Origin of the sequence: Herminiimonas fonticola (assembly GCF_040395855.1) — a bacterium.
GTDB classification, from domain to species: domain Bacteria; phylum Pseudomonadota; class Gammaproteobacteria; order Burkholderiales; family Burkholderiaceae_D; genus Oxalicibacterium; species Oxalicibacterium fonticola_A.
Genome location: NZ_JBEBPO010000017.1, coordinates 1 through 22,828, shown reverse-complemented (window position 1 = coordinate 22,828; position 22,828 = coordinate 1). Strand labels below are relative to the sequence as shown.

The 22,828-nt window shown below is 53.7% G+C and carries 22 protein-coding genes and 1 tRNA gene; 19 read left to right on the top strand and 4 right to left on the bottom strand.

What is annotated here, in order from left to right; genetic code table 11:
- The first annotated feature begins 32 nt into the window (after nt 1–32).
- From hisS to ABWP27_RS04080, 11 genes are all read left to right on the top strand, one after another.
- Complete coding sequence (gene hisS, locus ABWP27_RS04130; protein WP_353153752.1) at nt 33–1,379, top strand: histidine--tRNA ligase; 1,347 nt, start codon at nt 33–35, stop codon at nt 1,377–1,379.
- Nucleotides 1,380–1,391: 12 nt separating this feature from the next.
- A complete protein-coding gene (locus ABWP27_RS04125; RefSeq protein WP_353153750.1) occupies nt 1,392–2,042 on the top strand; it encodes a tetratricopeptide repeat protein in 651 nt (216 codons plus the stop codon).
- Between the two features lie 68 nt (nt 2,043–2,110).
- The gene (gene bamB, locus ABWP27_RS04120) at nt 2,111–3,280 is read left to right on the top strand and encodes an outer membrane protein assembly factor BamB (RefSeq protein ID WP_353153747.1); all 1,170 of its coding nucleotides are present in this window, start codon (nt 2,111–2,113) and stop codon (nt 3,278–3,280) included.
- Nucleotides 3,281–3,288: 8 nt separating this feature from the next.
- On the top strand, nt 3,289–4,632 hold the full coding sequence (der, locus tag ABWP27_RS04115) for a ribosome biogenesis GTPase Der (RefSeq protein ID WP_353153744.1): 1,344 nt from the start codon (nt 3,289–3,291) through the stop codon (nt 4,630–4,632).
- 109 nt (nt 4,633–4,741) lie between these two features.
- Nucleotides 4,742–4,978 carry an RNA chaperone Hfq gene (gene hfq, locus ABWP27_RS04110; protein ID WP_011870779.1) on the top strand — a complete coding sequence of 79 codons (237 nt, stop codon included), beginning with the start codon at nt 4,742–4,744 and terminating at the stop codon, nt 4,976–4,978.
- 35 nt (nt 4,979–5,013) lie between these two features.
- Nucleotides 5,014–6,132, top strand: coding sequence for a GTPase HflX (hflX, locus tag ABWP27_RS04105; protein ID WP_353153740.1), 1,119 nt, complete (start codon nt 5,014–5,016; stop codon nt 6,130–6,132).
- A gap of 50 nt (nt 6,133–6,182) precedes the next feature.
- Complete coding sequence (gene hflK / locus ABWP27_RS04100; RefSeq protein ID WP_353153737.1) at nt 6,183–7,490, top strand: FtsH protease activity modulator HflK; 1,308 nt, start codon at nt 6,183–6,185, stop codon at nt 7,488–7,490.
- Nucleotides 7,490–8,380 carry a protease modulator HflC gene (gene hflC / locus ABWP27_RS04095; protein WP_353153734.1) on the top strand — a complete coding sequence of 297 codons (891 nt, stop codon included), beginning with the start codon at nt 7,490–7,492 and terminating at the stop codon, nt 8,378–8,380. The genes hflK and hflC overlap by 1 nt, the downstream gene beginning before the upstream one ends.
- A 193-nt stretch (nt 8,381–8,573) precedes the next feature.
- A complete protein-coding gene (locus ABWP27_RS04090; RefSeq protein WP_353153732.1) occupies nt 8,574–9,725 on the top strand; it encodes an ATP phosphoribosyltransferase regulatory subunit in 1,152 nt (383 codons plus the stop codon).
- Between the two features lie 3 nt (nt 9,726–9,728).
- A complete protein-coding gene (locus tag ABWP27_RS04085) occupies nt 9,729–11,042 on the top strand; it encodes an adenylosuccinate synthase (RefSeq protein WP_353153729.1) in 1,314 nt (437 codons plus the stop codon).
- A 27-nt stretch (nt 11,043–11,069) separates the two neighbouring features.
- Nucleotides 11,070–11,606 (top strand): phosphoribosyltransferase, encoded by a 537-nt coding sequence (locus ABWP27_RS04080; protein WP_353153726.1) that lies wholly within the window; start codon nt 11,070–11,072, stop codon nt 11,604–11,606.
- 163 nt (nt 11,607–11,769) lie between these two features.
- On the opposite strand, the gene ABWP27_RS04075 is transcribed toward ABWP27_RS04080, so the two are convergent.
- Nucleotides 11,770–11,854 (bottom strand) — tRNA-Leu (locus ABWP27_RS04075).
- A gap of 148 nt (nt 11,855–12,002) precedes the next feature.
- Between ABWP27_RS04075 and rnr the strand changes: the two genes are divergently transcribed.
- The 4 genes from rnr to ABWP27_RS04055 all read left to right on the top strand — a co-directional run bounded on the left by rnr (nt 12,003) and on the right by ABWP27_RS04055 (nt 16,833).
- Nucleotides 12,003–14,468, top strand: a complete 2,466-nt coding sequence (gene rnr, locus ABWP27_RS04070) for a ribonuclease R (RefSeq protein WP_353153723.1) — start codon at nt 12,003–12,005, stop codon at nt 14,466–14,468.
- Between the two features lie 3 nt (nt 14,469–14,471).
- Nucleotides 14,472–15,215, top strand: coding sequence for a 23S rRNA (guanosine(2251)-2'-O)-methyltransferase RlmB (rlmB, locus tag ABWP27_RS04065; RefSeq protein ID WP_353153720.1), 744 nt, complete (start codon nt 14,472–14,474; stop codon nt 15,213–15,215).
- A 111-nt stretch (nt 15,216–15,326) separates the two neighbouring features.
- Nucleotides 15,327–16,070 (top strand): serine O-acetyltransferase, encoded by a 744-nt coding sequence (gene cysE / locus ABWP27_RS04060; protein ID WP_353153717.1) that lies wholly within the window; start codon nt 15,327–15,329, stop codon nt 16,068–16,070.
- A gap of 49 nt (nt 16,071–16,119) precedes the next feature.
- Nucleotides 16,120–16,833, top strand: a complete 714-nt coding sequence (locus ABWP27_RS04055) for a YceH family protein (protein WP_353153714.1) — start codon at nt 16,120–16,122, stop codon at nt 16,831–16,833.
- Nucleotides 16,834–16,857: 24 nt separating this feature from the next.
- Here ABWP27_RS04055 and ABWP27_RS04050 read toward each other — a convergent pair whose 3' ends face one another.
- From ABWP27_RS04050 to ABWP27_RS04040, 3 genes are read right to left on the bottom strand one after another with little or no spacing between them, the layout of a single operon-like run.
- The gene (locus tag ABWP27_RS04050) at nt 16,858–17,661 is read right to left on the bottom strand and encodes a UDP-2,3-diacylglucosamine diphosphatase (protein ID WP_353153711.1); all 804 of its coding nucleotides are present in this window, start codon (nt 17,659–17,661) and stop codon (nt 16,858–16,860) included.
- Nucleotides 17,662–17,707: 46 nt separating this feature from the next.
- Nucleotides 17,708–18,196 carry a peptidylprolyl isomerase gene (locus ABWP27_RS04045; RefSeq protein WP_353153708.1) on the bottom strand — a complete coding sequence of 163 codons (489 nt, stop codon included), beginning with the start codon at nt 18,194–18,196 and terminating at the stop codon, nt 17,708–17,710.
- A 31-nt stretch (nt 18,197–18,227) separates the two neighbouring features.
- Nucleotides 18,228–18,806 carry a peptidylprolyl isomerase gene (locus tag ABWP27_RS04040; protein ID WP_353153705.1) on the bottom strand — a complete coding sequence of 193 codons (579 nt, stop codon included), beginning with the start codon at nt 18,804–18,806 and terminating at the stop codon, nt 18,228–18,230.
- A gap of 401 nt (nt 18,807–19,207) precedes the next feature.
- Here ABWP27_RS04040 and cysS point away from each other — a divergent pair, with 401 nt between their 5' ends.
- The 4 genes from cysS to tilS all read left to right on the top strand — a co-directional run.
- A complete protein-coding gene (gene cysS / locus ABWP27_RS04035; protein ID WP_353153702.1) occupies nt 19,208–20,605 on the top strand; it encodes a cysteine--tRNA ligase in 1,398 nt (465 codons plus the stop codon).
- 6 nt (nt 20,606–20,611) lie between these two features.
- Nucleotides 20,612–21,259 (top strand): DNA-3-methyladenine glycosylase family protein, encoded by a 648-nt coding sequence (locus tag ABWP27_RS04030; RefSeq protein ID WP_353153699.1) that lies wholly within the window; start codon nt 20,612–20,614, stop codon nt 21,257–21,259.
- Between the two features lie 49 nt (nt 21,260–21,308).
- On the top strand, nt 21,309–22,283 hold the full coding sequence (locus ABWP27_RS04025; protein ID WP_353153696.1) for an acetyl-CoA carboxylase carboxyltransferase subunit alpha: 975 nt from the start codon (nt 21,309–21,311) through the stop codon (nt 22,281–22,283).
- A 3-nt stretch (nt 22,284–22,286) separates the two neighbouring features.
- A partial coding sequence (gene tilS / locus ABWP27_RS04020) for a tRNA lysidine(34) synthetase TilS (RefSeq protein ID WP_353153693.1) occupies nt 22,287–22,828 on the top strand: 542 nt, incomplete at its 3' end.

Below are 22,828 nucleotides of genomic sequence, written 5' to 3'. Positions count from 1 at the left end.
CAAACAAGTTAAAGATAAGTTTTTAAAAATAAATGTCAGATACCAAGAAAATAGAAAAAATTGTCGGCGTAAAGGGAATGAACGACATTCTCCCAACCGATGCACCTTTGTGGGAATTGTTTGAAAATACCGTACACACGGTGTTGAAAAGTTACGGCTTCCAGCAAATTCGTACGCCTATCGTCGAACCGACCGCCTTGTTTGCACGCGGCCTGGGCGCAGTCACCGATATCGTCGAAAAGGAAATGTATTCCTTCACCGATTCGATGAATGGCGATGAACTGACTTTACGCCCGGAATGTACGGCAAGTGTGGTGCGCGCTGCGCTGGAACACAATCTGACCTACGATGGCCCCAAGCGTCTGTGGTATTCAGGCCCGATGTTCCGTCACGAAAGACCGCAGCGCGGCCGTTATCGTCAGTTCCATCAAATCGGTGCGGAGGCGATTGGTTTTTCCGGCCCTGACATTGATGCTGAACTGATCATGATGTGCCAGCGTTTGTGGGACGATCTTGGTTTGCAGGATGTGCGCCTGGAATTGAATTCGATCGGCAATGCCGAGGAACGTAACAAGCATAGAGCCGATCTGATTGCGTACTTTGAGCAACATGCCGAATTGCTGGATGCCGAAGCGCAAAAGCGTTTGCACAGCAATCCATTGCGTATTCTGGATACGAAAAATCCGACCATGCAGGATATGGTCAATGCGGCACCTAAATTGCTCGACTATCTGGGCGAAGATTCGCGTGCGCATTTTGAAGGTGTGCAGAAAATTCTGAATCACAATGCGATTCCGTTCACGATCAATCCGCGTCTGGTGCGCGGCATGGATTATTACAATCGCACCGTGTTTGAGTGGGTCACTGATCAACTCGGTTCGCAAGGCACGGTTTGCGGCGGCGGTCGTTACGATCCGCTGGTTGAAATGTTCGGCGGCAAACCGACGCCGGCTTGCGGTTTCGCCATGGGTGTCGAACGTTTGCTGGAGCTGATGAAAGCCAGCGGCGAAAAATTTACGCCGAATCAATGCGATGTTTATCTCGTGCATCAAGGCGAGCCGGCACAACTGCAGGCATCCGTTGTTGCAGAACGCTTGCGCGATGCCGGCCTGGATGTCGTCCTGCATTGCGCATCGTCGACCGGTACCGGCAGTTTCAAATCGCAGATGAAGCGTGCAGACAATAGCGGTGCAGCTTATGCCGTGATTATCGGCGAAGATGAAATCGCAAAAGGCGCAGCCGTCGTCAAGGAAATGCGCGATGCAGAAGGCAGGCAATCGGAAGTCGCATTCGAAGGCATTGCCGATTATCTGGTTGACCAAATCGTTGGCGATGATCATGACCATGATCACGCCGATCACGTTCACTATCATCATTAATAGCAGACCACTATGGCATACGATCACGCAGAACAAGAACAACTCGCCAGCCTTAAATCCTGGTGGAATCAATACGGCAATCTGGTTACCTGGTTGCTGATTATCGTGCTGGGTGCTTATGCTGCCTGGGCAGGTTGGGGTGCTTACCAGAACAAGCAGGCCAATCAGGCTGCACAACTGTATGAAGAGTTGCAGAAGGCCGTGACCGCGCAAGACAAGGAACAGGTGCAGCGTGTTGCCGCCGATATGGAAGGGAAATTCCCCGGCACTGCTTATGCGCAAATGACAGCCCTGGCTGCGGCTAAATCCGCCTTCGATGCGAATGATTTCAAAGCGGCAAAAGCACAATTGCAGTGGGTAATAGACAAGGGCGTCAGCGACGACTACAAGGCGATTGCAAGCATACGTCTGGCCGGTATCCTGCTGGATGAAAAGGCTTACGACGAAGGCATGAAGTTACTGTCAGCCAGTTTTCCGGCGCAATTCGCCGGTGTGGTTGAAGATCGCAAGGGCGACATCCTGGTGGCGCAAAACAAGCTGGACGAGGCGCGTACGGCTTATCAGGCTGCACTGGAAAAAACCGATGTAAAAAACCCTGGACGTCAGTTGATCCAGATAAAACTGGATGCCATTGGCGGCGCTGCTGCGAAAAAAGCTGCTTGATAAGCGGCTTACATAAACTGCTTGAACAAGCTCTTTAGACAAGCTTGCATACACGCTTAAGGAAGACGATGCGTATTACATCAAATGCCACATTAAAAGTTCTGGGCGCCGGATTGCTGGTGGCAACGACGGGATGTTCGTTCATGTCCTCGCTCAATCCGTTTGCAAGCAAACCATCGACGCGCAATCAACCTGCAGCTCTGGTTGAAGTAAAAGCAACCGCAACCGTGCGTACGGTCTGGTCGGAGCGTGTAGGCAAGGCTGACCAATATGTCTTTACGCCAGCGGTAGTCGGCGGTGACGTTTTCACGGCGGCGGCAGATGGCACGATTACGCGCATCAATGCAGCAACCGGGCGCTCGATATGGAATATCAATGCCGGCAGCAAACTGACGGCAGGGGTCGGCAGCGATGGCGACACCATTGTGGTGGCGGGTGAAAAAGGAACGGTGCTGGCATTCGACGGCAATGGCAAGCAACGCTGGAAGGCGCAAGCCAGCAGCGAAGTGTTGTCCACTCCGGCAGTAGGGCAAGGCGTAGTCATTGTGCGCAGCCTGGACAATCGTGTTGTGGCACTGGATGCAGAAACGGGCGCGCGCAAATGGTTCGTGCAACGTACGGCGCCAGCCTTGACCTTGCGTACATCACCAGGCATCACGATTGCGAATTCAAATGCCTATGTCGGCTTGGCCGGTGGTCGTCTGTTGGCGGTGACCTTGAATAACGGCGCACCACGCTGGGAAGTTGCTGTAGGCGATCCGCGCGGGACGACGGAACTGGAACGTATCGCCGACATTTCCGGTGCGCCTGTTGTCTCCGGTCGTGATGTGTGCGCGGTCGCTTATCAAGGCCGTGTAGCCTGTTTCGATGCAGTCAGCGGTACGCCGCGCTGGGCTAAAGCCTTGTCCAGCGATGTGGGCGTGGCTGTCGACGAACGCTTTGTCTATGCTGCCGACGAACGCGGTGCATTGAACGCGTTTGCGCGCGATGGCGGCGTCAGTGCCTGGCGCAACAATCAACTCGCTAATCGCCGTCTGTCGACACCGATCAGCTCCAGTCGTCTGGTAGCGGTGGGCGATTATCAGGGTTATATCCATTTTTTCTCGAAAGAAGATGGCTTGCTGGCGGCGCGTATCAGCACCGATGGCAGTCCGATTCTTGCCGCACCGGCCAGCGCCGGCGCGAATTTTATTTTTCAAACTCAATCAGGAACATTGGTCGCTGTCGCGGCTGAGTAAACAATTAGATGAAGCCGGTTATTGCACTTGTAGGTCGACCTAACGTCGGCAAATCCACGCTATTCAACCGACTAACACGGTCGCGCGATGCGTTGGTCGCTGACCTTCCGGGCTTGACGCGTGACCGGCACTACGGCGAAGGCCGTGTGGGCGAACGTCCGTTTCTGGTCATTGATACCGGTGGTTTCGAGCCTGTTGCCAAGGAAGGCATCATGCATGAAATGGCCAAGCAGACCAAGCAGGCCGTGGCCGAAGCCGATGTCGTGATCTTTATCGTAGACGGTCGTCAGGGACTGACGCCGCACGATAAAACCATTACCGATTTCCTGCGTAAATCCGGTCGCTCCGTGATGCTGGTGGTGAACAAGGCCGAAGGCATGAAGTACACCACGGTCACTGCCGATTTCTATGAGCTCGGCATGGGAGATCCGTATGTGATTTCCGCGGCGCATGGTGATGGCGTTACCGATCTGGTGGAGGAGTCGCTGAATATCGCTTTTGCGCAGCGCCCGCCGGAAGAAGAACTGCCGGTTTCCAACGACAGAAGCATCAAGCTGGCGATTGTCGGTCGTCCGAACGTGGGTAAATCGACACTGGTCAATACCCTGCTGGGTGAAGAGCGCGTGATTGCATTCGATTTGCCGGGCACCACGCGCGATTCGATTGAAATTCCGTTCGAGCGCGAAGGCAGACATTACACGCTGATCGATACGGCCGGTATCCGTCGTCGCGGCAAGGTGTTTGAAGCGATCGAGAAATTCTCTGTCGTTAAAACACTGCAATCGATTTCCGAAGCGAACGTCGTACTGTTATTGCTCGATGCGCAGCAGGATATTTCCGAGCAGGATGCACACATTGCCGGCTTCATTCTGGAATCCGGCCGGGCGCTGGTGGTTGGCGTGAATAAATGGGATGGCTTGACCAGTGACAGACGCGATGAAATCAAGATCGATCTGGAGCGCAAACTGGGCTTCCTGTCGTTTGCGAAAACGCACTTTGTTTCTGCACTCAAATCGAGCGGCATCGGCCCGATGATGAAATCAGTTGACAGCGCATACGCTGCGGCGATGTCCAATCTGTCCACGCCTAAACTGACGCGTGCGCTGATTGAAGCAGTCGAGCATCAGCAGCCACGTCGCAAGGGTTCGATTCGTCCGAAACTGCGTTATGCGCATCAGGGTGGCATGAATCCGCCTATCGTCGTCATTCACGGCAATGCGCTGGAATCGATCGATGCCAACTACAAACGTTTTCTTGAAAAGCACTTCCGGGAAACTTTTTCACTGGTTGGGACTCCACTACGTATCGAGTTACGTAGTGGAAAAAATCCTTTCAGCCGGTCGGAAAAATAAGCCGGCTTGGCGGAAAAACTCGAAATCGATTACATTCCCACTGAGAGAGGCACTTGAAAATAAGCAAGATGCCTCAACCTCCTAATCACAACAACACAATGGAGCTGTCATGACCAATAAAGGGCAACTGTTACAAGACCCGTTTCTCAATGCACTGCGCAAAGAGCACGTCCCCGTTTCGATTTATCTCGTCAATGGCATCAAACTCCAGGGTCATATCGAATCCTTCGACCAATACGTCGTTTTGCTGCGTAATACCGTTACCCAGATGGTCTACAAACACGCAATCTCCACAGTTGTTCCTGCACGTGCGGTGAATCTGAGCCTTGAATCAGACGCTGAATAACACCCGCGTCATCCTGCAACTGGCGCAAGGTTGATATGCGCGCCGTGCTGGTAGGCTTGGACTTTGGCAAAGGCGATTTCGCTGCAAGCCTGGAAGAACTTTCCCTTCTATCAAGATCGGCAGGTGCTGAACCGATCATGACGATCACCGGCAAGCGTGCCAGTCCGGACGCTGCCTTGTTCGTCGGTTCAGGCAAGGCGAATGAAATAGCAGATGCCATCGTTGATCATGAAATCGACATTGTCATTTTCAATCACGCATTGTCGCCGGCGCAGCAGCGCAATCTGGAGCGCCACCTGAAGATCAGGGTGGTCGACCGTACCAGCCTGATTCTGGATATTTTTGCGCAGCGGGCTCAAAGCCATGTGGGTAAAGTCCAGGTTGAGTTGGCTCAACTGCAACATTTGTCTACGCGCTTGATACGCGGCTGGACCCATCTGGAACGTCAGAAGGGTGGTATCGGCCTGCGTGGCCCGGGTGAGACACAGCTGGAAACCGATCGCCGTTTGCTCGGTGTGCGGGTGAAAGCCTTGCGTGCCAAGCTGGAAAAGCTGCACAAGCAGCATATAACCCAGCGCCGCGCACGGGGTCGCAACAATGCATTTTCAGTGTCGCTGGTCGGGTATACCAATGCCGGCAAGTCGACCTTGTTCAATGCTCTGGCCAAAACAAAAATGTTGGCGGCGGATCAGTTGTTCGCTACGCTGGATACGACTTCGCGCCGCATTTATCTGGGTGAAGCCGGTAATGTGGTGATTTCCGATACCGTGGGTTTCATTCGCGAGTTGCCGCACCAATTGGTTGCTGCCTTTCGTGCCACGCTGGAGGAAACCATCCACGCCGATTTGCTGCTGCACGTGGTCGATGGCGCCAGCCCGGTACGGATGGAGCAGATAGAAGAAGTGAATGCAGTTTTGCGCGAAATCGGCGCTGATCAGATCCCGCAGATTCTGGTTTGGAACAAGATTGACGCGGCAGGGCTGGAACCTGCTTTGGAGCGTGATGAATATGATAAAATCCGTCGTGTTTTTATCAGTGCCCAGACTGGAAGCGGATTGGATCTATTGCGTGAAGCGATAGCCGAATGTGCGAAAGAGCGCGCCGCTGGACTTGAAGATGTTTTGCTTGCTGCATCTGACGACGCCAATATATAAAAATTATTTGGTATTCCAACCCATTATTTTTCAGCCCGGACCGCAAAAGAATGCTTGTTTCCCTACTCAAAAAATTTGGCTTGAAATTCTCGCTCAATGATCCTCGCTGGGGTCGTGGCTCTGACGATAACAACAAGAATCAGGATGGCAAACGGCCGAACGACGGCCCGCCGGATCTGGATCAATTGTGGCGCGATTTCAATCAGCGTTTAGGCAATCTGTTCGGCAACCGGAAAAACGGCGGCGGCAACGGTAACGGAGGCAATGGCGGTAACGCCGGCGGTCCGGGCTTCAAGCCTGACATGCGCGGCGCTGGCATTGGTGCTGCCGTCATTGCGGGCATCGTTGCATTCCTGTGGCTGGTCAGCGGTTTTTTCATTGTGCAGGAAGGTCAGACTGGCGTCGTTCTCACTTTCGGTAAATACAGCCACATGACGCCAGCCGGTTTCAACTGGCGCTGGCCGGCACCGATTCAAAGCCACGAAACCGTGAACGTTTCGCAAGTACGTACGGTGGAAATCGGTTATCGCGGCAACATCAAAAACAAGCAGCATCAGGAATCGTTGATGCTGACGGAAGATGAAAACATCATCGATATCCAGTTCGCGGTTCAGTACACATTGAAAAACGCATCCGACTGGGTATTCAATAATCGCGAACAGGGCGAGATGGTCAAGCAGGTCGCCGAAACGGCGATACGCGAAGTTGTCGGCCGCAGCAAGATGGACTTTGTACTGTATGAAGGCCGTGAAAAAGTCGCCTTCGATACAAGCCAGCTGATGCAGGAAATTGTAGATCGTTACAAGGCGGGCGTACAGATTACCAACGTGACGATGCAGGGCGTACAGCCGCCGGAACAGGTGCAGGCTTCGTTCGATGATGCGGTGAAGGCAGGCCAGGATCGCGAACGGCAAAAAAATGAAGGCCAGGCGTATGCCAATGACGTGATTCCGCGTGCCCGTGGTGCCGCATCGCGTCTGATGGAAGAGTCGGAAGCTTATCGTTCCAGTGTGACGGCCAACGCACAGGGTGAAGCTTCACGCTTCAAGCAGGTGCTGGTGGAATATCAAAAAGCGCCCGCAGTGACGCGTGACCGTATGTATCTCGAAACGATGCAAAAGATTTTCTCAAGCACGACGAAGGTGATGGTCGATGCAAAAGGCGGCAACAATCTGATTTATCTGCCGCTGGACAAGCTGATTGCACAAACTGCTGCGCCTGTTGCCGGAGCCGCAGTCGCTCCTTCTGCTGCCAGCCCTTCATCATTACCATCTGATTCAGTCGCATTGGAGACGCAATTGCCGCAGGATTCCCGTACTCGTGATAGTCGTAGTTCCCGTGATCGGGAGAGCCGATAATGAATCGTCTTATTTCTATCGTCATCGCATTGGTGATTGTGGTCGGCGTATTTTTCTCGACCATGTTCGTGGTGGATCAGCGTCAATACGCGATTGTATTTGCACTGGGTGAAGTCAAAACCGTGATTAACGAACCCGGCTTGCATTTCAAATTGCCGCCGCCTTTCCAGAACGTCGTTTTTCTGGATAAACGGATTCTGACGCTGGACACGCCGGATGCAGATCGCTTCATCACCGCGGAAAAGAAAAACATTCTGGTCGATGCTTTTGTCAAATGGCGCATTGTCGATCCACGTCTGTATTTCGTCAGCTTTAGTGGCGACGAACGCAGCGCGCAAAATCGCATGGCGCAGATTGTGAAAGCGGCGCTGAATGATGAAATTACCAAACGTACCGTGCGTGAAGTGATCTCGGGTGAGCGCAGCAAGGTGATGGATGGCATCCAGAAAAAAGTGACCGAAGAAGCCAAGCAGATCGGCGTCGAGATTGTCGATGTGCGCCTGAAACGTGTCGATTACGTCGAGCAGATCAACGCCTCGGTTTTTGATCGCATGAAGTCAGAGCGTGCACGTGTGGCGAATGAATTGCGCTCGACCGGTGCTGCAGAATCGGAAAAAATTCGTGCCGATGCAGATCGCCAGCGTACCGTGATTCTGGCGGAAGCCTATCGTGATGCGGAGCAGATTCGCGGTGAAGGCGATGCCAAGGCGTCGCAGATTTATGCGCAGGCATTCGGCCAAAGTCCCGAGTTCTACAAGTTCTACCGTAGTCTTGAGGCGTATCGCGGCAGCTTTAAAACGCGTAACGATATGCTCGTCATCGATCCGAATTCCGAATTCTTTAAATACTTCAAAAATCCGACAGCCGGTAGCGGCGCTGCAAAGAAATAATACGGACTGCCGTGCAATTGCTGCGGGACGCAAGTTCCGGGTTGTGCGCGGCAGTGTTTTTTGTTAGCGCCGGTGTTTTGCAAAGCGAATAAATTTGGTCAGGTATGATTCTGCTTGCGGATCATGCGCTGGCCATTATGTTGGCGTGTAAGCCGTGCCTATTTTATTTTTCTGACCTATTTCATTTCCTGTTATGCCCAATTGGCTGTTGCCTGAAAATATTGCCGATGTTTTGCCGTCAGAAGCGCGCAAAATTGAAGAATTGCGTCGCCTCATCATCGACAATTTCCACCTGTACGGCTACGAGCTGGTGATGCCACCCATGCTCGAGTACCTGGAATCGCTGCTGGCTGGTGCCGGGCAGGATATGGACTTGCGCACCTTCAAGCTGATCGATCAGTTGTCCGGTCGCACCTTGGGTGTACGTGCAGACATGACGACGCAAGTGGCGCGCATTGATGCCCATCTGCTCAATCGTGCTTCCATCACGCGCCTGTGTTATTGCGGCAGCGTGCTGCAAACGCGACCGAATGGTTTACATGCGACGCGCGAGCCTTTGCAGATTGGTGCGGAAGTTTACGGTCATGGCGGTCTGGAAGCGGATGCTGAAGTCCAGGAACTGGCGCTGGCCTCGCTGGCACTGGCGGGCTTTACGCAGGTGCGACTCGATTTGTGCCATGTGGGCGTATTGCGTGCAATTATTGCAAGCGATATTCAGGCGCAAAAGGACGAGAACGCGCTGTATACTTTCCTGCGGGCGAAAGATGTTCCTGCGCTGCAGGAAATGACGCTGACCTATGGCGCCGATACGCGCCGCGCCTTGCTGGCCTTGCCAGGTTTGTATGGCGATGTGTCGGTAATTGCACGGGCGCGCGAAATATTGCCGACATTGCCGGGAATCGATACGGCCCTGGATGAATTGACTGCGCTGGTCAGCCTGGCTGGTGAGGCAAGCGTGACGATAGATCTGGCCGACCTTGGCGGTTATCAATACGAAAGCGGCGTCATGTTTGCGATCTACGTTCCCGGCCTGCCGAACGCAGTGGCACGCGGCGGCCGTTACGATCACGTTGGCGAAGCGTTTGGTCGGGCGCGTCCGGCTACCGGCTTCTCGATGGATTTGCGCGAGTTGGCGCGCTTGTTGCCTGGCGCAGAACCCAAGCTCGCCATACGCGCACCATGGGGACGCGAACCGGCATTACGTACAAAAATCGGCGCATTGCGCAAGGCAGGAGAAATTGTTATTCAAAGTCTCTCCGGCCATGAAAACGATCAGGATGAGTTCGAGTGCGATCGCGTACTCGTACTTGAAGATGGCAACTGGATTATTAAAAATTTAGGTTAAGTGATGTCTACAAAAAGCATGGCAAAAAACGTCGTCGTAGTCGGTACTCAATGGGGCGATGAAGGCAAGGGCAAGATCGTCGATTGGCTGACTGATCATTCGCAAGGCGTGGTGCGTTTTCAGGGCGGCCATAACGCCGGTCATACGCTGGTCATTGGTGGCCATAAAACCGCATTGCAGCTGATCCCGTCCGGCATTATGCGCGAAGGCGTGGCGTGCTACATCGGCAATGGCGTGGTGCTCTCGGTGCCTGACGTACTGCGCGAAATCGACAAGCTGCATGCGATCGGTGTTGAAGTGCCATCGCGTCTGAAAATTTCCGAAGCGTGCCCGATCATTCTGCCGTACCACACTGCACTCGACGTGGCGCGTGAAGTCGCACGTGGCGATGCAAAAATCGGTACTACCGGCAAAGGCATCGGCCCTGCATACGAAGACAAGGTTGCGCGTCGCGCGATTCGTGCAGCCGATTTGCTGAACGAAAAACGCTTTGCAGAAAAACTGGCGGAAAACCTCGATTATCACAACTTTGTGTTGGCGAATTATTTGAAGGTGCCGACCGTTGATTACCAAAAAACTCTGGATGCAGCATTGGCAGATGTGCCGCGCCTGAAACCTATGGTTGGCGACGTATCGAGTGCCTTGTATGCTGCTTACAATGCAGGTGCAAACCTCTTGTTTGAAGGCGCGCAAGGCAGCTTGCTGGACGTCGATCACGGTACTTACCCTTACGTCACATCGAGCAATTGCGTGGCAGGCAATGCTTCGACAGGTTCGGGCGTTGGTCCAGGCATGCTGCATTACATCCTCGGCATTACCAAGGCTTACACCACGCGTGTCGGTTCGGGTCCATTCCCATCCGAATTGCCGACCGATCAAGGTGTCGGCAAGCATCTGGCTACCGTTGGCCACGAGTTTGGCACCGTTACCGGTCGTGCACGTCGCTGCGGCTGGTTCGATGCAGCCTTGCTGAAGCGTTCGGTGCAGATCAATGGCGTGACGGGCATGTGCTTTACCAAGCTCGACGTGCTGGATGGCCTGGAAACACTGCGCATTTGCACCGGCTATAAATTGAATGGCAAGATTGTTGATATCTTCCCGGTTGGTGCGGAAGATGCGGCAGCATGCGAACCGATTTACGAAGAAATGCCGGGCTGGAAAGAAACGACAGTGGGAGCAAAAACGCTGGAAGCCTTGCCGGCCAATGCGCGCGCCTATATCGATCGTATCGAAAAACTGGTCGGCGTGCCTATCGACATGATTTCTACCGGCCCTGACCGCGAAGAAACCATCGTATTGCGTCATCCATTCAAATAAGAATTGCTGCGGCCGGCGACATGCACGATGCCTGAATCAAGCGACAAGGATTTGTGGGTTACATGGGATGAATATCACCATGCAATCGAACGCTTGGCTTTATTGGTGCATGAATCCGGCTGGAAATTCGATCAGGTCTTGTGTCTGGCCCGTGGCGGTTTGCGTCCGGGCGATGTGTTCTCCCGCATCTTCGATGTGCCGCTGGCGATACTTTCGGCCAGCTCGTATCGCGAAGAGGCGGGCACTACGCAAGGCACACTCGACATTGCCAAGCACATCACGATTATCAACGGATCGCTAGGCGGCAAGGTATTGCTGCTCGACGATCTGGTGGATTCCGGTGTCACGCTGGCAGAAGTGCAGCGCCATCTTGCCGAACAATTCCCCGCCGTGACAGAAGTCAGATCCGCCGTCATCTGGTACAAGGCTTGCTCATCGACTGAGCCTGACTTCTATCTCGATTATTTGCCGCACAATCCCTGGATACATCAGCCATTTGAAGAGTACGATGGTTTGCGGCCGCACCAATTGGCAGCATGGATGAAGAAGGGTGATGCAGAATAGGGATAGTTGCGTTCAGTCACCGGCCTGTCACTTTTTGCAGGCACTATCGATTTTTATTGCAGCGTAAAAAGTGGTGAATGAATTTTGTAATGAGAAGGCAGCAGAAAAACGCAGCCTGAAATAAGAAAAACCCCGTTGACGAATCAACGGGGTTTTAATAACTTGGTGCCCACGGAGGGACTCGAACCCCCACACCTTGCGGCACATGGACCTGAACCATGCGCGTCTACCAATTCCGCCACGTGGGCCTTCTGAAAGATGAGCAGTATAGCGGAAATCACTTGAATGTCAATCGTCGTTTGCAATCATTTTGCATGATTGCTGACTTATTATGCAAACATCGTCACCGTCCGTTACACTGACTCCCGTTCCAACAACAATTAATCGAAACAGCTTTTGAGCCAATACTCTTATACCATTCCCAGCCGCGAGGAAATTCTCGGCATCTTACGCACGGCGACCAGCTCGCACGATGCGTCATCCCTTGCAACCGTACTCGGTGTAAAACCTGACGAAATGGACGGCCTGATGCGCCGCCTCAATGCAATGGAGCGCGACGGACAGATCAAGCCTGATCGAACCGGAAATTATCAACTCGCGCATTCATCCAATTTTATCGAAGGCCGCGTCAGCAGTCATCGCGACGGTTTCGGTTTTCTGATTCCGGACGACGCCAGTGCCGACATTTTCCTGCCTGAAAAAGAAATGCAAAAAGTGCTGCACGGCGATCGCGTGCAGGCACGCATCATCGGTACCGACCGTCGCGGCCGTCCAGAAGGCACGATTGTCGAAGTGGTGGCACGTGCCAACACGCATGTGATCGGTCGCTTGCTGAATGAAAACGGCGTCTGGATCGTGGCTCCTGAAGATCAGCGCATAGGCCAGGACATCATGCTGGCCGGTTCGCCCGGCAAGGCAAAAACAGGACAGGTTGTCAGTGTTGAATTGACTGAACAACCATCGCGTTTCAGTCAGCCGGTCGGCAAGATCGTTGAAGTGCTGGGCGATATCGACGACCCCGGCATGGAAATCGAAATCGCCGTGCGCAAGTACGGTGTGCCGCACGAGTTTTCTGAAGAGGCAAAAAAAGCTGCCGCCAAATTGCCAAGCGAAGTGCGGGCAATTGATTTGACCGATCGCGTTGATTTGCGCGATGTGCCGCTGGTCACGATTGACGGTGAAGATGCACGCGATTTTGATGATGCCGTTTATTGCGAACCATGCAAGATCGGTCGCGCCGACGGCTTTCGTCTGATCGTGGCGATCGCCGACGTCAGCAATTACGTGAAACCGAATGAAGCGCTGGATGTCGATGCGCTGGAACGCAGCACCTCGGTGTATTTTCCGCGTCGCGTAATTCCGATGCTGCCGGAAAAATTGTCGAATGGCTTGTGCTCGCTCAATCCAGGCGTCGATCGTCTCACGCTGGTTTGCGATGCCGTGATCACTGCCAAGGGCGAGATCAAGGCATATCAGTTTTATCCGGCGGTGATTCATTCTGCCGCCCGTCTGACCTACACCGAAGTGGCAGCGATACTGGGCAATACCAAAGGCATAGAAGCTGCCAAGCGCCCAACGCTGGTGCCACATCTGTTGCATCTGCATGGCGTGTATCACGCCTTGCTGCAGGCCCGTCACGCGCGCGGTGCAATCGATTTTGAAACGACGGAAACTTATATCGTTTGCAATGAAGTCGGCAAGATCGAACAGATATTGCCGCGTACGCGTAATGATGCGCACAAGCTGATTGAAGAATGCATGCTGGCAGCCAATGTATGTGCTGCCGATCTGCTGGAGCGTCACAAGCATCCGAGTTTGTATCGCGTGCACGCCTTGCCAACGAAAGAGAAACTGAACCAGGTACGTACCTTCCTGAAGCAGGTCGGTTTGAATCTGGGCGGTGGCGACAAACCTAGCGCTTCGGATTATGCAGAGCTGATGCCGAAGATCAAGAACCGTCCCGATGCCTTGCTGCTGCAAACGATGTTGCTGCGTTCGATGCAGCAGGCGGTTTACAGTCCGGAAAATATCGGCCACTTCGGTTTGTCGTATGAAGCGTATGCGCATTTCACCAGCCCGATTCGCCGCTATCCTGATTTGCTCACGCATCGCGCCATCAAGGCGATCCTCCAAGGCAAGCGTTACACGCCTAAAGGTATGGATACCAGCGCGCTGAATACGATGCTGTCGTCCGCCGCGCGCAAAAAGCATGCGCAGGACAAGGCGGAAGGAAAACAACGCGAAAAAGCCGAAGGCGATCTGGCAATCTGGGAAGCGCTGGGCATCCATTGTTCAGCCAATGAAAGGCGTGCCGATGAGGCCTCGCGTGACGTGGAAGCCTGGCTCAAATGCTATTTCATACGCGACAAGCTGGGTGAGGAATTTACCGGCGTGATTTCCGGTGTCGCTACCTTCGGTATTTTCGTACAGCTCGATTCGCTGTTCATCGAAGGCATGGTGCACGTGACCGAATTGGGTGCGGACCACTTCAAGTTCGATGAAGCGCGCCATGAATTGCGTGGCGAGCGTACGGGTATCCGTTATCAGTTGACCGATCGTGTCACGGTCCAGGTCAGCCGTGTCGATCTGGATGCGCGCAAGATTGATTTGCGTCTGGTGAATGAACCCGGCATACGCACGGTTCTGAAGAACGAAGCCCGTCGTGCCGATACCGAACATCAGCAGCGCACGAAAAAAGGCGAGCAAAAAAGTGAGCCAAAAGGTGCGAAGAATGCAGTGAAGGGAGCTGTGAAAGCTGTCGATACTGCACCTGCGAAAAAGGCCAAGGCGGCCAAACGTCCGCCTGCCACACCCAACAAACAACGCCCACCGGCGGTAAAACCAAGCAAGAAGAAACGATAAAAAATGAAGAGCAAGATGATTTTCGGCTTCCATGCCGTCACGGCGCGTATGCGTCATGAAGCCTCTTCGGTAGAAGAAATCTATATCGACGCCAGCCGTCATGATCAGCGCATGAAGGATTTGATACGTGCTGCGGAAGCGGCCAAGGTGCGCATCATTGCCGCCGATGACGCACGTCTGAGCAGCATAGTCGGCACGCGCCGCCATCAGGGCGTGGTTGCCAAGGCTGGCGAATTGTCACTGGCGCGCAATCTGGATGAACTGCTCGATGCAATCGACGGTCCGCCCTTGTTGCTGGTACTGGACGGCATTACCGATCCACACAATCTGGGCGCCTGTCTGCGGGTGGCCGATGGCGCCGGTGCACATGCCGTGATTGCTCCAAAAGATCGGGCGGTCGGCTTGAATGCGACGGCTGCCAAAGTCGCCAGCGGCGCTGCTGATACCGTGCCTTACATTACGGTGACGAATCTGGCGCGTACCTTGCGGGAATTGAAGGAACGCGACATTCTGTTGATCGGCACTACCGACGATTCTGAAAAAGGCTTGTACGAAGCCGATTTCTCCGGCCCTGCAGCACTGGTAATGGGTTCGGAAGGCGAGGGTATGCGTCGCCTGACGCGTGAAACCTGCGATGTGCTGGTTGGCATCCCCATGTTCGGTTCGGTCGAGAGCTTGAACGTCTCTGTGGCTTCCGGCGTTTGTCTGTACGAAGCGCGCCGGCAACGCATCGCTACCGGTTCGTAGCAGATCCGGCGATGGCAGGCGGGATGCCGGATGAAAATCCGGTACTCGTCAGGCATTGTCATAACAGGCTAATATTGCTGCTTAAGCATCTCTCGCATAATTATTCATCTCATGTTCAGTCGCATTAAAGAAGATATCGCCAACATCATTGCCCGCGACCCGGCCGCGCGCAGCGTGTGGGAAGTCATTACCTGCTACCCGGGCCTGCACGCGATCGTCATGCAGCGTTGGGCACATTGGTTCTGGGTAAACGACTTGAAATGGCTGGGACGCTTTACCTCGCATATTGCACGCTGGTTGACCGGGATTGAAATTCATCCCGGTGCACAAATCGGTCGTCGCGTATTTATTGACCATGGTTTTGGCGTTGTGATTGGTGAAACTGCAGAGATCGGTGACGATTGCACGATCTATCAAGGCGTCACACTAGGCGGGACTTCACTGAGCAAGGGCGCAAAGCGTCATCCTACGCTGGCCAATGGCGTCATCATAGGTGCCGGTGCGCAAGTACTGGGCGCGTTTACCGTGGGTGAGGGCGCGAAGGTCGGATCAAATGCCGTTGTCGTGAAGGAAGTGCCGGCAGGTGCGACAGCGGTCGGTAATCCGGCGCGGATTATCCTCAAGGATGATGCCCGCGACCAGGCTGCGGCACGCATGTTTGCGTCCTATGGCGTAACCCCGAATGGCGACGATCCGCTCTCCAAGGCCTTGCACGGCTTGATCGACAATGCGGCCACGCAGGAACATCAAATCGAAAAAATTCTGGCCGCGTTGAAATGCGCCGGCATTGATTGCGAGACTCTGGCCGCAGCAGAAAAATTCGACCCCGAACAGATGAACAAGCTGGTTGAGTAGGCTGATCAAATAAGCTGATTAAGCAAGCTGGTTAAATAAGCGTTTAGACATGAATACCGAAGTAATGCATCCCACCTCCACAGAATCCGACGCGCAGGAAAAACCGCAAGCCATGTTCGATACGGGCGCAATGCGTGTGCTTGCCGTCCTGGCGGAAAAAGAAGCGCTGACGCCGGATAGTTATCCGATGTCGCTCAATGCACTGACCAATGGCTGCAATCAGTTGACCAGCCGCGATCCTGTGATGGCGATGGGCGAAGATGAAGTGCGGGATATCCTGCAGCGCCTGATACAGGAAAAATTCATTGCCGAAGTCAATCAGGCCGGCGCGCGCGTCAGCAAGTATGAACATCGGCTGCGCATGAAATGGTCGCTGGAGCAGGACAAGCTGGCAGTGCTGACTATCCTGATGCTGCGCGGCATACAGACGGCTGGTGAAATCCGCAACCGCTCCGGTCGCCTGCATGAGTTTGCCTCGATTGCCGACGTCGAAGCAGGATTGCAATTCCTGATGGATAAATATCCGCCGCTGGTTGCGCGTCTGCCACGCGCTCCCGGCACCAAGGAGGCACGCTATGCATCGCTGCTGTGCGGTGAAAGTTTTCCGGAAACAGCCGAAGGCGCAACGTATGCGGCTAGCGCTGCAGCCGGCGTTTCCAGGCAGGATCGTATTGCACAACTGGAAGGCGAAGTCGGCGCCTTAAGGGAAGAAGTCGCGGCACTTGCCGCGCAATTGCAACAATTCAGGCAGCAGTTCGAATAAGCTGTCGCCCTCGCTCATCGCAGTCTAATCTGCGATGATTGCGCCATGCAAAGCGTGGCGTGTGATCTGCCCGGCCGCATCGAGCGCCAGCCAGTCGCCACGCGGCACAGCGCCATCCAGATCCCAGTCCGACAATACATAGCGTGTGCGTGTCTGACCGTCGTGCGTTTCGTCATGGCGCGCCGGTCTGTGCGTGTGGCCGTGGATCATGGTCGCGCTGGCACTCTGGGCGAATAGCGCGGCGATGGCGTTCTTGTTGACGTCCATGATGTCGTAAGACTTGTCGCGCTGCGCTGCACGGCTGCCGGCACGCAGGCTTTCGATGATGTCCTTGCGTTGCGTCAGTGGCAGCGCAAGAAAATTCTTTTGCCACTCATCTTGCCGTACCTGCGCACGAAACTGCATATAGGCTTCATCGTCGGTACAGTAGGCATCGCCGTGCGTGAGCACCAGCGGGCGGTTGGCAATCGTCGTCACGAAGGGATCGGGCAGCAGGGTGATGCCGGTCGTCGCAGCAAACTCCCGGCCGACCAGAAAATCGCGGTTGCCGGCCATCCAGAAAATTGCAATGCCGGCGTCGCTCAACTGTTTCAGCTTGTCCACGACCTGCTGGTTGTAGGCATCTGCCATATCGTCATCACCGGCCCATGCCTCGAAGATATCGCCGAGCAGATACAGTTGTCGGGTTTTGCTGGCGTGCCGCTGCAGAAAATCAAAAAATGCCTGGGTGGTGCGTGGCATCGCCGCCTGCAGGTGCAGGTCAGAAACAAAAAGCGCAGCCGTTTCCGGCTGCGCTTGCTGGTTCGATGCAGAAGATGAAGTGGTCATGTTATGCGTCGAATGTGCGTCGAAAATAATCAGGCGATAGCTATGCTTAGATCACTTCTGCTTTTTCGATGATCACGTCTTCCACCGGCACATCGGCGAACATGCCGCTGCGCGTGGTTTTGACGGATTTGATTTTTTCCACAACATCGGTGCCGTCAGTGACTTTGCCGAATACGCAGTAACCCCAGCCATCCTGACCTGGATAGTCGAGGAAGGTGTTGTTGTTGATGTTGATGAAGAACTGCGCGGAAGCCGAATGCGGCGCCGAAGTACGTGCCATTGCCAATGTGTAGATATCGTTCTTGAGGCCGTTTTTCGCTTCGTTTTCAACCGGATCGTTGGTTGGCTTCTGTTTCATGCCTGGTTCAAAGCCGCCGCCCTGGATCATGAAACCATCGATCACGCGATGGAAAATGGTGCCGGCGTAATGGCCGGAATTGACGTAGGCAAGAAAGTTTTCAACCGTTTTTGGCGCTTTTTCTGCGTCGAGTTCAATCGTGATTTTGCCGTGGTTGGTGGTGAGGATGACAGCCATATGAGTCCTTGTTAGGTGTGAAGTAAAAAAATTATTGCGTAATGGTAGCGGATTCAATGATCACTGCTTGCAGCGGTACGTTTTGATGCGGTCCGCGATTGCCGGTATTTACCTGTTTGATCTTGTTGACGACTTCCGTGCCTTTGACGACTTTGCCGAATACCGCATAACCCCAGCCATCCTGGCCTGGATAGTTCAGCATATTGTTATTTTGCGTATTGATGAAAAATTGCGCAGTAGCAGAATGCGGATTGCCGGTACGTGCCATCGCGATTGTGTAGGTATCGTTTTTCAAGCCGTTTTGCGCTTCGTTCTGGATAGGTGCGCGCGTTGCTTTTTCACGCATGTCCTTGTCGAAACCCCCGCCCTGAATCATGAAGTCACCTATGACGCGATGAAAAATCGTACCGTTGTACTGACCGCTTTTTACGTATTGCAGAAAATTTTCTACTGTTTTCGGTGCCTTGTCCTGATTCAGTTCCAGCACGATATCGCCCATATTCGTTTTTAGCAAAACCTGCGGCGCATCGGCTGCATGCGTCAGTTGCAATGCACCTGACAGCGACAGGGCTGCGACGATGGAGAGGGCGCGACGACGGGAAAATTTCATACGGACTTCTTTCATTCTGGATGGACAGGTTGCAAAATGCCGGCTGCTGATGCTCGCTTTTTTCAAGTAAGTGTCAGTCCGCCTGGCAGGAATTTATTCGATGCTGCGGTTGCAGGAAAGGCGGCACTATCATATTATGCCGTCCCGTTTGCAAGTTAAGTATCGGGTGTTTGCGGTTTGCCAAATTTGTTGTCGCATTGCTGAAGCCTCACCATCATTCTGGTGACGGGAGGAAATTTCATCAATGCTATACTGCCGCAAAAACGTGCATTTTATCAAAAGAAGTATGACAAAGTGTTTTGCGACATTGTCGCATCAGTGCCGTGGATAAGCTGATACGTATCGATGGCGATGCGTATCAAGGCTTGTAACAAATTCCTGGCCGAAACAGACAACCATTCATGAGTGCCCTGAAGATCTACAATACGCTGGCGCGTGAGAAGCAGCCGTTTACTCCTATTGATCCGGGCAAAGTCCGGATGTATGTGTGCGGCATGACGGTGTACGACTATTGTCACATCGGGCACGCGCGCGTGATGGTGGTGTTCGACCTGGTGCAGCGCTGGTTGCGTGCTTCCGGTTTCGATGTCACTTACGTACGCAATATCACTGACATTGATGACAAGATCATCAAGCGGGCGGCAGAAAACGGCGAATCAATTTCGCAACTGACGCAGCGTTTCATCGATGCGATGGATGAAGATGCCGCTGCACTGGGTGTACAAAAACCCGATCACGAGCCGCGCGCGACGAACTATGTGCCACAAATGCTGGGCTTGATCGAAACGCTGGAACGTAACGGTCTGGCATATAAATCATCCGATGGTGACGTCAATTATTCGGTGCGCGATTTTACCGGTTACGGAAAATTGTCCGGCAAGTCGCTGGACGATCTGCGCGCCGGCGAACGTGTTGATGTCAACACGGGAAAACGTGATCCACTGGACTTCGTATTGTGGAAGTCGTCGAAAGAAGCCGAACCGGAAGAGGTGAAGTGGTCGTCCAAATGGGGTAGCGGCCGCCCGGGCTGGCATATCGAATGTTCGGCAATGGCCTGCGAATTGCTCGGCGAACAATTCGATATTCACGGCGGCGGTGCCGATCTGCAATTCCCGCATCATGAAAACGAAATCGCGCAATCCGAAGGCGCGAGCGGGCATCCCTTTGTCAATTACTGGATGCATAACGGTTTTGTGCGCGTGGACAATGAAAAGATGTCCAAGTCTTTGGGCAATTTTTTCACGATACGCGAAGTACTGGAAAAATTCGATGCGGAAGTTGTGCGCTTCTTTATTTTGCGTGCGCATTACCGCAGCCAGTTGAATTATTCCGATGCGCACCTGGACGATGCGCGCAATGCCCTGACGCGCATGTATACGGCCCTGAAAGAAGTGGCGCCCGATCATCTGCCGCTGGATATGACGGAGGCACATGCAGTCCGTTTTATCGACGCAATGAATGACGATTTCAATACGCCGCTGGCGATTGCCGTGTTGTTTGAACTGGCAAATGAAATCAATAGGAAAAAATCACCGGTACTGGCGCGCCAGTTGGTCAAGCTGGCTGGTATAGTCGGTCTTTTGCAGCGTCCGCCGCAGCAATTCCTGCATGCAGGATTGGCAAGTATTGACGGTGCTGACGAGATGGAAGCATTTATTGCCGGACAAATCACTGCACGCGTAGATGCAAAAAAGGCAAAGAACTTTGCCGAGGCGGATCGTATTCGTGCCGCCTTGCTGGAAAAAGGCATCATCCTGGAAGATAAACCCGGCGGTTTAACCGAGTGGCGAAGGGCGTAGAGCTGGATGGGGAAAATGACTGCCGCCGATGAAATGCGCATCCTGCCTGTCTACTGGGAGGAGGCGAAGGTCGAGTTGATGAAACGCGACCGCATCATGCGCAAGCTGATTCCGCAATTTGGCGATTTGCATCTGGCCAGCCGCGGTGAGCCGTTTTCAACCTTGGCGCGCTCCATCATCGGCCAGCAGATTTCCGTCAAGGCCGCTGATAGCGTGTGGCAGCGTTTTCTCGAAGTTTGTCCGAAATGCACGCCCGTGCAGGTTATCAAGGCTGGCGACAAGCTGACCAGCTGCGGCTTATCCAAGCGAAAATCAGAGTACATTCTCGATCTGGCCGACCATTTCAAGGCGAAACGTGTCAATTGTGACAAGTGGGCCGAGATGGAGGATGAGGACGTTATTGCCGATTTGATTCAAATTCGCGGCATTGGACGCTGGACAGCGGAGATGTTTTTGATATTTAATCTGCTCCGGCCGAATATTTTGCCGCTGGACGATCTCGGTTTGCTGGCAGGCATCAGTCGTAACTATTTTTCCGGTGAGCCGGTTTCCCGCAGCGATGCGCGGGAAGTCGCCGCCAATTGGGAGCCTTACCGTACGGTGGCAACCTGGTACCTGTGGCGCAGTCTTGATGCGGTGAACGCACCAGCTTGAGCAGCCATATGAATATATATCCACCTCGTGTTGATCAGAAGGAGGCACGATGAGTAAAACGACTTTTCTCGGCTTTGAACAGCCGATTGCAGAACTCGATTCCAAGATCGAAGAGCTGCGCTTTGTACAAGATGATTCTGCAGTCGATATCTCGGAAGAGATCGATAGACTGTCGAAAAAAAGCCAGCAACTGACCAAAGATATCTACGCCAAGCTCACGCCATGGCAGGTGTCGCAGATTGCGCGTCATCCGCAACGTCCATACACAATGGACTATGTGAATGAAATCTTTACCGACTTCCACGAATTGCACGGCGATCGCAGCTATGCCGACGACTTGTCCATCGTCGGCGGTCTGGCGCGCTTCAACGGCATGCCTTGCATGGTGATCGGCCATCAAAAAGGGCGTGATACCAAGGAACGCAGTCTGCGCAATTTCGGCATGCCGAAACCGGAAGGCTATCGCAAGGCGATGCGCCTGATGAAGCTGGCTGAAAAATTCAATCTGCCGGTGTTTACCTTTGTCGATACGCCAGGCGCCTTTCCCGGCATTGATGCGGAAGAACGCGGCCAGTCGGAAGCGATCGGTCACAATCTGTATGTGATGGCTGAATTGAAAGTGCCGCTCATCGCGACCATCATCGGTGAAGGCGGTTCCGGCGGTGCGCTGGCGATTGCAGTCGGCGATGCAGTCTTGATGTTGCAATATTCGACTTACTCGGTGATTTCGCCTGAAGGTTGCGCATCGATCCTGTGGAAGTCTGCAGAGCGTGCATCCGATGCGGCAGAAGCCTTGGGCCTGACCGCACATCGCTTGAAGGCAATGGGTTTGATCGACAAGATCATCAATGAACCACTGGGCGGTGCGCATCGCGATCCGAAACAGATGGCGGCACTGGTCAAGCGTGCATTGGCGGATACCGTGCGTCAGTTCCAGGGCATGAAAACCAAGGATTTGCTGGCTGCTCGCCATGAAAAGTTGATGAGCTACGGAAAATTCAAAGAGATCAACACACCGGAATGAGCCTTGATCGATAAAGACATTGCGGCAACGCAAAGTGAATTTGAACGCGCGTTAGGGGAAATCCGGACGCGCGTTTCTCTTTCCGGATCTGCTGCGCAAAAAATAGCCATTGCTTATAGCGGGGGACTGGATTCGGCAGTGTTGCTGCATCTGGTGCATGCATACGCCCAGCTGCATCAGATAGAAATATTCGCCTTTCACGTACATCACGGCCTGAGTCCGAATGCCGATGAATGGTTGGCACATTGCGGGCAGCAGTGCGCAGAGTTGAATATCGCATTCGATGCGCGCAAGGTACAGGTCGGCAAGAAGGAAAAAAACGGCATCGAGGAAGCGGCAAGATTAAGCCGCTACGCTGCATTGGGCGATATGTGCCGCGCCCACGATGTCCCGCTGTTGCTGACCGCGCATCATCAGGACGATCAGGCCGAAACTGTGCTGTTGCAATTGTTGCGCGGCTCCGGCGTGGCAGGATTATCCGGCATGGATAGCGCCAATTACGCGACAGATTTGCTCGGCGATGCGAACTTGCTGATGGGCCGTCC